We start from the raw sequence: 10801 nt of genomic DNA, 5'->3' as shown, positions 1-10801 counted from the left end.
GCCCAACCCGCCCGAGGCATGCCTCGGGCCCATGCGGCTCACGCCCCCGCAACCGGACCCACCCCGCCTTCGACAGATTCTCGCGAGCTGCCGGCGCCCTGTGTAGAGCCGAGCCATGCTCGGCTCAAATCTCACAGATATCGAAATGTTCGATTTCAATGGACGCTCATCCACGCATGGCGTGGATCTACCCGATCGCGAAAATCTGTCAGAGGTGGGGCGGTGTGGGCTTGCAGGACCGTTGGCGCCATGGATGGCGCCATCGAGCCCCCATGGACGGGTTTACGGCGTGTCCTGCAAGCCCACACCGCCCCGCCATCCCACGAAATGCCTGCTTTTGCCGTTGCTGCTGCCTTGGCTTGAAGCCTCTGCAGGTGCAGGGCCGCAGGCCCTGCCGAACCACCCTCACTCCGCGACGTGCTCGACCTGCCGTGGCTCCGGCTTGGTATCGGGCAGCTGCCAGAAGATCATCGTCGAGGTCAGGGTGATCGCGCCCACACAAAGGAACGTGGCATGCAGCGCGGCGGTCGCGCTGTTGCTGTCCAGGTGGTTGCCGAACGCGGCCAGCAGGCTGCCGGCCGCCGCAGCACCGAAACCGGCGGCGAGCATCATCACCATCGACAGCAGGCTGTTGCCGGAACTGGCGAACTCGCGGTCCAGGTCGCGCAGGGTTACGGTGTTCATCACGGTGAACTGCAGCGAATTGACCGCACCGAAGAACGCCAGCTGCAGCAGGCGCCAGGCCAGGTGCTGGCCCGGTGTCATCAGGATGAAGCTGGCCATCGCCAGGCCCACCAGCACGGTGTTGACCATCAGTACGCGGCGGTAGCCGTAGCGCTCGACCAGCTTTACCGCCAGCTTCTTCGACACCATGCCGGCCGCCGCCACCGGCACCATCATCAGGCCGGCGTTCATCGGGCCCAGGCCCAGGCCGACCTGCAACAGCAACGGGATCAGCATCGGCATGGCGCTGCTGCCGATGCGCGAGAACAGATTGCCGAGGATGCCGATGCGGTAGCTGGGCACACGGAACAGGGCCAGCGAAAACAGCGGCGCGGTGGAGTTGGCGGCGTGCAGCCAGTAACCCACCAGCGCAGCCAGGCCGGCCACGGTCATCAGCATCACCAGCGCATGTGGCGTACCCAGGCCGGAGATGCCGTCCAGCGCCAGCGACAGCACCACCATCGCGAAGGCCAGCATGACGTAGCCGCGCAGGTCGAAGCGGGTGCGATGGCTGGCGTAGTGGTCGGGCATGATCTTCATCGCGGCGATGAAACCGATCACGCCGATCGGCAGGTTGATCAGGAACACCCAGTGCCATGAGGCGATCTCGACCAGCCAGCCGCCCAGCGTGGGGCCGATCAGCGGGCCAACCAGCGCGGGGATGGCGATGAAGCTCATCGCGCGCAGGAAATCCTCGCGTGGCACCGAGCGCATCACCGCCAGCCGGCCGACCGGCAGCAGCATCGCACCGCCGATGCCCTGCAGCACGCGCGCACCGACCAGCTGGTGCAGGTGCTGGGCCAACGCGCAGGCCAGCGAGCCGAGGGTGAACAGGATGATCGCCACCAGGAAGGTGCGCCGGGTGCCATAGCGGTCGGCAATCCAGCCCGAGGCGGGAATGAAGGTGGCCACCGCCAGCGCATAGCTGAACACCACCGACTGCATCTGCAGCGGGCTCTCGCCCAGGCTGGCCGCCATCGCCGGCAACGCCGTGTTGACGATGGTCGAGTCCAGCATCTGCATGAAGATCGCCAGGGACACCAGCCACAGCAGGGGACGCTGGCGGTTGTAAGTCGATGGCGATGTGGACATGGGGTGCGGCCGGTGCAGCGTGGGGGCCGCCATGATCGCGCACTGCGGGTCACGGCGCGATCAAGGTCGCGCCGTACCTGCATGCGGAATGCTCAGCGTTGGCTGTGCGCGTGCACTGCGTCGACCAGCACCTGTACATGCGCCGGGTCCATGTCCGGCGACATGCCATGGCCGAGGTTGAACACATGGCCCTCGCGCGAACCACCATTGCCAGCGGCATAGGTGTCGAGCACGCGCGCGGCAGCGGCGGCGATCGCATCCGGCGAGGCGTACAGCGTGGTCGGGTCGAGGTTGCCCTGCAGGGCGACGCGGCCGCCGGTGCGGCGCATGGCCTCATCCAGGTCCAGGGTCCAGTCCAGGCCCAGCGCGTCGGCGCCAGTCTGCGACAGTGCTTCCAGGTGCAGGCCGGTGCCCTTGCCGAACAGGATCAGCGGCGTGCGTTCGCTGCCTTGGCCACGGTCCAGGCCTTCGGCGATGCGCTGCAGGTAGCGCAGCGAGAACTCGCGGTACATCGACGGCGACAGCACGCCACCCCAGGTGTCGAACACCTGCAGCGCCTGCGCACCGGCCGCGCGCTGCGCGCCAAGGTAGGCGATCACAGCGTCGGTGGTGACCTCCAGCAGGCGGTGCAGGGCCTGCGGGTGGTTCAGTGCCATGGCCTTGATGCGCGCAAAGTCCTTGCTGCCACCGCCTTCCACCATGTAGCAGGCCAGTGTCCACGGGCTGCCGGAGAAGCCGATCAGCGGCACCTGGCCGTCCAGTTCGCGGCGGATCAGCCGTACCGCATCCATCACGTAGCCCAGGTCCTGTTCCATGTCCGGCACCGCCAGCCGGGCGATGGCGGCTTCGTCACGCACCGGGTGCCGGAACTTCGGGCCTTCGCCTTCGACGAAGTACAGCTCCAGGCCCATCGCATCGGGAATGGTGAGGATGTCCGAGAACAGGATGGCCGCATCCAGCGGGAAGCGGCGCAGCGGCTGCAGGGTGACTTCGCAGGCAATCTCCGGGGTCTTGGCCATGGCCAGGAAGCTGCCGGCCTTGGCCCGGGTCGCGCGGTACTCCGGCAGGTAGCGGCCGGCCTGGCGCATCAGCCAGACAGGGGTGCAGTCCACCGGTTCGCGGCGCAGGGCGCGCAGCAGGCGATCGTTGCGGAGAGGGCTGGTCACGATGGGCATTCCTTGGACGAAAGTTGGCAGCGGCGTCAGTCGCCGTGCGAGAGGATCTGGAAACCGCGATGCAGTTCGGCATCGCGGGCCTTCTCGAAGGCATGGCGGGCTTCGTCGGCCTGCAGGAACAGCTCGCGCCGCAGCTGCGAGCGGCCACCGACGCGACCGCTCTCGCGCAACAGTTCCCAGCCGCCGAACAGGTCCGGCTGCAGGCTCAGGCGCAGGAAGCGCGGTGCCTGCGCGCCGGCGTCGGGATGTTGCAGGTAGACGTGCATGGCGCCGATTGTATCGCCCCGGGGCGGCACGGACCTGTAGAGCCGAGCCCACGCTCGGCTGCGCTTCATGCCGCAGCACAATCCGTCAGCGCCGGGCCATGCCCGGCGAACGCGGAAAGGTCAGCCCGCGCCCAGCACCTTCAGCACCGCCGCCTCATCCACGTCCGGCACCACTTCGGCACGCCCCATGCCGCGCCACAGCACCAGGCGCAGGCGGCCGGCCACGTTCTTCTTGTCCAGGCGCATGCGGCCGAGCAGGGCCTGCGGGTCGAGCCCGGCCGGGATTCCCACCGGCAGGCCCAGGCGTTCCAGCAGTGCCTGCAGGCGCGCGCGGTCGGCATCGTCGGCCAGGCCCAGGTCGGTGGACAGCTTCGCCGCCAGCACCATGCCCACCGCCACCGCCTCGCCATGGTTCAGCGCATCGCGGCCGGGCGCGGAGTAGCCCTGCTCGGTTTCGATGGCATGGCCGAAGGTGTGGCCGAGGTTGAGCAGGGCACGCTCGCCCTTCTCGAATGGATCGCGCTCGACGATGGCGGCCTTGTGCCGGCAGCTGCGCGCGATGGCTTCGGCCAGCGTGGCATCCTCGCCGGCCAGCAGCGCATCGGCATGCTGCTGCAGCCATTCGAAGAACACGGCATCGCCCAGCGCGCCGTACTTCACCACTTCGGCCAGGCCGGCACGCAGCTCGCGCGCTGGCAGGCTGGCCAGCACGCGGGTATCGGCGATGACCGCGCGCGGTGGATGGAAGGCGCCGACCAGGTTCTTGCCGGCGGGAATGTCGACCGCGGTCTTGCCACCGACTGACGAATCGACCATCGCCAGCAGGGTGGTGGGCAGCTGCACGCAGTCCACGCCCCGCATCCAGCAGGCCGCGGCGAAGCCGGCGAGATCACCGACCACGCCGCCGCCCAGCGCGAACACGCAGGCATCGCGGGTGGCGCCGAGCGCAGCCAGCGCTTCGATGGCACGGCCGAATTCGGCCAGCGTCTTGGAGGCTTCGCCGGCGGCCAGCACGTGCTCGCCGACGATCAGGTCGGGGCGTGCGGCCAACAGCGTCTGCTTGGCCGACGCCAGATAGCGCGGAGCCACTTCGCTGTCGCTGAGCAGCAGCACATGGCGGCCGCGCACGTGTGAAACCAGTGCAGCGCCATCGGCCAGGGCACCGGCGCCGATGGTGATGGAGTAGGGGCGATCGCCGCCAACGGCGACCTGCAGCAAGGCGGGGGAAGTCATGTGGTCATGTCCTGGCGCTGCCATTGCGTGGCCAGCTTGACTACCAGTTGGGCAGTCGCGTCGGCAGCGGTATACGGGTCGGTATCGAGCGTGAGGTCGGCCAGTTCTCGGTACAGCGGGTCGCGCTGTGCGGCCAGATCATGCAGCACCTGCTCGCGGTCCGGGCGCTGCAGCAGCGGCCGGCCCTTGTCGCGGGCCAGGCGTTCCAGCTGCGCGGCCACGCCGACCCGCAGGTAGACCACGAAGCCGCGCCGGGCAATCAATGCGCGGTTGTCCGGATCCAGCACCGCTCCGCCGCCGGTGGAGACCAGTTGGCCTCGGCCTTCGAGCACGCGGGCCAAGGCCTGCCGCTCATGGCTGCGGAAGCCGGCTTCGCCGGCGTGCTCGAAAATGGTCGGGATGCTGGCGCCGGCGGCGTCGACGATGGCCTGGTCGACATCGATGAAGTCCAGCGTGAAGCGCTCGGCCAGGCGGCGGCCGATGCAGGTTTTGCCGGCGCCCATCGGGCCGATCAGGATCAGGTTCGGAGCAGGATTCATGCCCTCTGATGCTAACACCTCCGTGCCCCGGCCTTTACGTCCTTCACGTCAGGGTAGGCGTTCCTGCGGGGTTTCCCGCGCCAACCGGAGTACAGGCCATGACGGTCGCCAAGGTCATCGAAATCACCGCCTCCTCGCCGAAGAGCGTGGAGGACGCCGTGCGCAGCGGTCTGAAGAAGGTCTCCGAGACGGTCAAGGGCATCCAGGGCGCCTGGGTGAACGAGACCAAGGTGGTGACCAATGGCAGCGGCGAAATCACCGAATGGCGGGTCAACCTGCGGGTGACCTTCCTGGTGGAATAGGCGCGCTCAGCGCACGTCCTGCACCTGTCGCTGGCCGTCCAGCACCACCACGTGGTCGGCCAGGGCGGGCAGGGCATGCAGCGCCTGGCGGCTGACCCGCTCGTAGTACTGCACGAAGCGCTCCAGCTGTGGCCGGCTCATGCCGTGCCGGCCCGGCTGCGCGGCCTGCAGGTTCTGCTCCTGCTGCCAGCGCCAGCGCGGTACCACCGAGAAATCCGGCGGCTGCAGGAACCACAGGCGGTCGCAGCGCTGCCACAGCGCCGGGTAGTCGCGGGCCAGCACCTGGTTGCACCAGCGCCGCCAGCGACCATCGGCGTCGGCTTCGCGCTCCAGTGCGTTCAACGGGCTGTCCAGCGCGGCGTCATCCTGCGCCGGCGTGCCCAGGAACCAGCCTTCGAACACCAGCAGGTCGAGGGGCTGCTCGATACGCGGCCATTGCGCTTCGTGCACGCGTTCGTCGGCCAGCTTGTCGAAGCGGGGCATCGCCAAAGGCTGGCGTGCGGTTGCGGCGTCGAGCACCGCGTGGGCCAGCGTCAGGTCGTGGGTGCCAGGCGGGCCGCGGGTGATCAGCAGTGGGTGCACCTGGCGGGCCAGCCGTTGGCGCTGTGCGCGGGTGAGGTAGACATCATCGATCGACAGCGTGGCTGCGCTCAGGCCGCGTGCCTGGGCGCGGGCCACCACCTGCGCGGCCAGCGTCGATTTGCCGCTCCCCTGCAGGCCGCTGATCGCCAATACTGGAACTGCTGCGCCGCTGCCCAGTGCATCGTCCAGCACCTGTTCGGCCAATGTTTCGGGGAATCCTTTCACCTGGGGCATATACGCAGCAGCGGCCATGCAGCCACAATAGCCCAATCCGTGTGAGAAGAACGCAATCATGAGCGACCTGTACGCAGAAGCCCTGTCCACGTTTGCCGCCCTGTTCGAAGAGGCCAGGCAGAGCCGCGAGGTCGAGCCGAACGCGATGACGGTGGCCACCGCCGATACGCAGGGCCGTCCCTCGGCGCGCACCGTGCTGCTGAAGGCCTTCGACGAGCGCGGCTTCGTCTTCTATACCCACCTGGACAGCCACAAGGGCCGTGAGCTGCAGGCCAATCCGCAGGCCGCGCTGTTGTTCCTGTGGCGCAGCCTGCGCGAGGCCGGCATCCAGGTACGCATCGAGGGCCGTGTCGAGCAGGTCGCCGATGCTGAGGCCGACGCCTATTTCGCCAGCCGCCCGCGCATGAGCCAGATCGGCGCGTGGGCCTCGCAGCAGTCGAAGACGCTGGCAACGCGCGAGGAATTCGATGCGCGCGTGGCCGAGGTCGAAGCGCGCTTCGAAGGCAAGGACGTGCCGCGCCCCGACGGCTGGAGCGGCCTGCGCGTGGTGCCTGACCGCATCGAGTTCTGGTACGGCGCGCAGTTCCGCCTGCACGAACGCTGGTGCTATGAAGCCGGCGCCGAAGGGCGCTGGAGCAAGCGCCTGCTGTATCCGTAAGTCGGGGCGGTGCCGGGGCTGCGGTAGAGCCGAGCCCATGCTCGGCTGTTGTCCCTGCAGAAGCAGCCGAGCATGGGCTCGGCTCTACAGACCCTCCGCGCGCAGCCAGCGCCATAGCGTGGTGCGTGATACGCCCAGCGCCTGTGCCATGCCTTCGCGGTCATTGCGGTGTTCCTGCAGTAGCGCCTCCAGCTGCGCACGCGGCGGTCGCTTGCCGTTGCTTTCCACTGGCAGTGCCGCGACGCCTTCCTTAACCAGCTCAGGCGCCAGCTGCAGCAGTCGCGCGGCATCAATCAGCCCTTCACCGGGTTGCCAGTGGATGCGTAGTCGATCCACCAGATTGCGCAGTTCGCGCACGTTTCCGGGCCACTGGGCTGCGCTCAGCACCGTCAGTGCATCCTCATCCAATGGCGCGTCGATGCCACGCAGCTGGCGGAAGAAGTGGTGTGCCAGCAGCGGGATGTCCGAACGCCTCGCCCGCAGCGAGGGCAGGGCAATCCGCAGCGCGGCCAGGCGGTAGTAGAGGTCGCGACGGAAACTACCGGTCGCCGCGCGCTGCTCCAGCGACTGCAGGGTGGCGGCCACCACGCGCAGGTCGACCGGGGTCGGTTCGGTGGCACCGACGCGCAGCACCTCGCGTTCTTCCAGCACGCGCAGCAGGCGGGTCTGCAGCGGCAGGGGTAGTTCACCAATTTCATCCAGGAACAGCGTGCCGCCGTCTGCGGCCTCGACCAGGCCGACGCGACCACCGCGACGTGCGCCGGTGAAGGCGCCATCGCTGTAGCCGAACAGCTCCGCTTCCAGCAGCGATTCGCTGATGGCGCCGCAGTTCAGCGCCACGAAGCGCCCGCGACGGCCGCTGGCGGCGTGCAGTTGGCGCGCGACCAGTTCCTTGCCGGTGCCGGTTTCGCCGCTGACCAGCACGGTGCTGTCATGTGGGGCATACAGCGCGATCTGCGCGCGCACCTGTGCCATGGCTTCGCTGTCGCCGAGCAGTTCAGGCGCGTCTGCACGCGCTGCAGGGCGTCGGCGCGGGGCGGCGTGGTTGCCACCGGAGCGGGCCAAGGCCTGGGTCAGCTCCAGTGCGTGTTCGAACGCCTGCCGCACCGAGTCGGCCGAATAGAGCAGTACCCCCGGCAGGCCGGCCTGTTCGGCGTGGTCGATGGCCATGCCGGTACCGACGATCACCTCGATGCCATTGGCGCGCAGGTCGGCGATGCAGTCGCGCGCGTCCTCGCGGGTGACGAAGCGGCGATGCTCGATATCCAGGCCGAAACTCTGCTGGAAGTTGCTGAACACCGGCACGTCGCTGGCGTGGGTGACCAGGCCGATGCGGCTGGCTATGCGGCGGGCACGGGCCAGCGCTTCCATCAGGTCGAAGCCGTTGGCCTGGATCGGCACCAGTGGCAGCTCCAGCCGCCCGCGTAGCCAGGCGGCATTGGAGCCGCCGGCGATCACTACGTCGCAATGCTCACGGCGCAGGCGTTTGCCGATCACGTCCACGGCTTCCTCGAAGCCGAGGTTGATCTGCTCGATGCGCGCACGGCGGTCGAACTCGGGGATGACGTCGCCGAGCAGGCCGGTCAGGCGCGAAACGCTGACGGTCCAGATCACCGGACGGCCGGGGTCGGCATCGGCGTGGCGCAGCGGGGTGCGGGGCAGGTACATGGCGGCAGCAATTGGTCGGAATGTTTCATGATACATCCGTTTCAATGTTTCATATGTTTCACTGTTGCGGGGTGGTCATGTCTGTGAAATCAAAGGCTTGCAGCTTGGCACGGGGCTTGCGCCCTCTGTCCCGTACTTCAACCTGGATCGCCGCATGACCGCTTCCGCCCCTTTCTCCGCCGGTGCCCGCTTCCGTGAGGCGCTGGCTGCCGAATCGCCGTTGCAGGTGATCGGCGCGATCAACGCCAACCACGCCCTGCTGGCCAAGCGCGCCGGCTTCCGCGCCATCTACCTGTCTGGTGGCGGTGTTGCCGCCGGCTCGCTGGGCCTGCCGGACCTGGGCATCAACACCCTGGAAGACGTGCTGGTGGACGTGCGCCGCATCACCGATGTCTGCGACCTGCCGCTGATGGTCGACATCGACACCGGCTTCGGCCCGAGCGCGTTCAACATCGCGCGCACCGTGAAGTCGCTGATCAAGGCAGGCGCGGCCGCCTGCCACATCGAAGACCAGGTTGGCGCCAAGCGCTGCGGTCACCGTCCGGGCAAGGAAATCGTCTCGCAGGGCGAAATGGTGGACCGTGTGAAGGCCGCTGCCGATGCCAAGACCGATCCGGACTTCTTCCTGATCGCGCGTACCGATGCCATCCAGGTGGACGGCGTGGACAAGGCGATCGAGCGCGCCATCGCCTGCGTCGAGGCCGGTGCCGACGGCATCTTCGCCGAGGCCGCCTACGATCTGGACACCTACCGCCGCTTCGTGGATGCGGTGAAGGTGCCGGTGCTGGCCAACATCACCGAATTCGGTGCCACCCCGCTGTTCAGTCGCGATGAACTGGCCTCGGCCGGCGTCGCCATCCAGCTGTTCCCGCTGTCGGCGTTCCGCGCGGCCAACAAGGCGGCCGAGAACGTGTACCAGGCGGTGCGCCGCGATGGCCATCAGCGCAACGTGGTGGAGACCATGCAGACCCGCGAAGAGCTGTACGACCGCATCGGCTATCACGCCTTCGAGCAGCAGCTCGATGCGCTGTTCGCCGCCAAGAAATAAGCAGTACCCTGCACCATCAAGTTTCGGAGGGAAACATGAACGATACGACCGCAACCCCCACCTTCAAGCCGAAGAAGTCCGTCGCCCTGTCCGGCACCGCTGCCGGCAACACCGCGCTGTGCAGCGTGGGCCGCAGCGGCAACGACCTGCACTACCGTGGCTATGACATCCTGGACCTGGCCAACACCAGCGAATTCGAGGAGATCGCCTACCTGCTGGTGCACGGCAAGCTGCCGACCCGCGCCGAGCTGGTTTCGTACAAGGCCAAGCTGAAGTCGCTGCGTGGCATCCCGGCGGCGGTGAAGGCCGCGCTGGAAGAACTGCCGCCGTCGGCACACCCGATGGACGTGATGCGCACTGGTGTCTCCGTGCTCGGCTGCGTGGCGCCGGAGAAGGACGACCACAACCACCCGGGCGCGCGCGACATTGCCGACAAGCTGATGGCCTGCCTCGGCTCGATGCTGCTGTACTGGTACCACTGGAGCCACAACGGCCGTGCCATCGACGTGGAGACCGACGATGACTCGATCGGTGGCCACTTCCTGCACCTGCTGCACGGCGAGAAGCCGCAGGACTCGTGGGTGAAGGCGATGCACACCTCGCTGATCCTGTACGCCGAGCACGAGTTCAACGCCTCGACGTTCACCTGCCGCGTCATCGCCGGCACCGGCAGCGACATGTACAGCGCGATCTGCGGTGGCATCGGCGCGCTGCGCGGTCCCAAGCATGGCGGTGCCAACGAAGTGGCGTTCGAAGTGCAGAAGCGCTACGACAACCCGGATGAGGCCGAGGAAGACATCAAGGCCCGCGTCGAGCGCAAGGAAGTGGTGATCGGCTTCGGCCACCCGGTCTATACCGTGTCCGATCCGCGCAACAAGGTGATCAAGGACGTGGCCCGCGAGCTGTCCGAAGAGCAGTCGAGCATGAAGATGTACGACATCGCCGAGCGCCTGGAATCGGTGATGTGGGACATCAAGAAGATGTTCCCGAACCTGGACTGGTTCAGTGCGGTCAGCTACCACATGATGGGCGTGCCGACCGCGATGTTCACCCCGCTGTTCGTGATCGCCCGCACCGCCGGCTGGAGCGCGCATATCATCGAGCAGCGCATCGACGGCAAGATCATCCGCCCGAGCGCCAATTACATCGGTCCGGAAGACCGCGACTTCGTCGCCATCGACAAGCGCGTCTGATCCCCCTGCTGTACTCATCCGGCCGGCCGCGTGCCGGCCGGATGCTTTCGCCGCCGCACCGCCGGCACCCGGCCCGCCCCAAGCATTC

Annotated in this window: 11 protein-coding genes; 4 read left to right on the top strand and 7 right to left on the bottom strand. The window is 67.8% G+C overall.

The features are described from left to right. Positions 1–405: 405 nt before the first annotated feature. The 5 genes from mdtD to O0J15_RS14735 all read right to left on the bottom strand — a co-directional run bounded on the left by mdtD (position 406) and on the right by O0J15_RS14735 (position 5028). Entirely contained in the window at positions 406–1815 is a 1410-nt protein-coding gene (gene mdtD / locus O0J15_RS14755; protein WP_026347030.1) for a multidrug transporter subunit MdtD, read from the bottom strand. A 92-nt stretch (positions 1816–1907) separates the two neighbouring features. Beyond that, complete coding sequence (hemE, locus tag O0J15_RS14750) at positions 1908–2990, bottom strand: uroporphyrinogen decarboxylase (RefSeq protein ID WP_019660054.1); 1083 nt, start codon at positions 2988–2990, stop codon at positions 1908–1910. A 26-nt stretch (positions 2991–3016) separates the two neighbouring features. Further along, a complete protein-coding gene (locus O0J15_RS14745; RefSeq protein WP_019660053.1) occupies positions 3017–3256 on the bottom strand; it encodes a WGR domain-containing protein in 240 nt (79 codons plus the stop codon). A gap of 120 nt (positions 3257–3376) precedes the next feature. Further along, entirely contained in the window at positions 3377–4489 is a 1113-nt protein-coding gene (gene aroB, locus O0J15_RS14740) for a 3-dehydroquinate synthase (protein WP_164144765.1), read from the bottom strand. Further along, positions 4486–5028, bottom strand: coding sequence for a shikimate kinase (locus O0J15_RS14735; protein ID WP_019660051.1), 543 nt, complete (start codon positions 5026–5028; stop codon positions 4486–4488). Before O0J15_RS14735 ends, aroB begins: the two co-directional genes overlap by 4 nt. Before the next feature lie 98 nt (positions 5029–5126). Between O0J15_RS14735 and O0J15_RS14730 the strand changes: the two genes are divergently transcribed. Next, positions 5127–5330, top strand: coding sequence for a dodecin family protein (locus tag O0J15_RS14730; protein ID WP_005410663.1), 204 nt, complete (start codon positions 5127–5129; stop codon positions 5328–5330). A 6-nt stretch (positions 5331–5336) separates the two neighbouring features. Here the strand turns inward: O0J15_RS14730 and O0J15_RS14725 are convergent, their stop codons facing one another. Next, complete coding sequence (locus O0J15_RS14725) at positions 5337–6164, bottom strand: kinase (RefSeq protein WP_155029961.1); 828 nt, start codon at positions 6162–6164, stop codon at positions 5337–5339. Positions 6165–6204: 40 nt separating this feature from the next. Here O0J15_RS14725 and pdxH point away from each other — a divergent pair, with 40 nt between their 5' ends. Beyond that, a complete protein-coding gene (gene pdxH, locus O0J15_RS14720; protein WP_019660049.1) occupies positions 6205–6804 on the top strand; it encodes a pyridoxamine 5'-phosphate oxidase in 600 nt (199 codons plus the stop codon). 84 nt (positions 6805–6888) lie between these two features. On the opposite strand, the gene prpR is transcribed toward pdxH, so the two are convergent. Further along, positions 6889–8472 carry a propionate catabolism operon regulatory protein PrpR gene (prpR, locus tag O0J15_RS14715; RefSeq protein WP_308305866.1) on the bottom strand — a complete coding sequence of 528 codons (1584 nt, stop codon included), beginning with the start codon at positions 8470–8472 and terminating at the stop codon, positions 6889–6891. 154 nt (positions 8473–8626) lie between these two features. Here prpR and prpB point away from each other — a divergent pair, with 154 nt between their 5' ends. After that, the gene (prpB, locus tag O0J15_RS14710) at positions 8627–9520 is read left to right on the top strand and encodes a methylisocitrate lyase (RefSeq protein WP_005418360.1); all 894 of its coding nucleotides are present in this window, start codon (positions 8627–8629) and stop codon (positions 9518–9520) included. Between the two features lie 35 nt (positions 9521–9555). Continuing rightward, on the top strand, positions 9556–10713 hold the full coding sequence (gene prpC, locus O0J15_RS14705; RefSeq protein WP_005418357.1) for a 2-methylcitrate synthase: 1158 nt from the start codon (positions 9556–9558) through the stop codon (positions 10711–10713). The last annotated feature ends 88 nt before the right edge of the window (positions 10714–10801 follow it).

The sequence above is a fragment of the Stenotrophomonas sp. Sm10 genome (assembly GCF_030985515.1).
Classification (GTDB): Bacteria; Pseudomonadota; Gammaproteobacteria; order Xanthomonadales; family Xanthomonadaceae; genus Stenotrophomonas; species Stenotrophomonas hibiscicola.
Note: the sequence above shows the minus strand (reverse complement) of the source record. Positions and strands in the feature narration are given on the sequence as shown.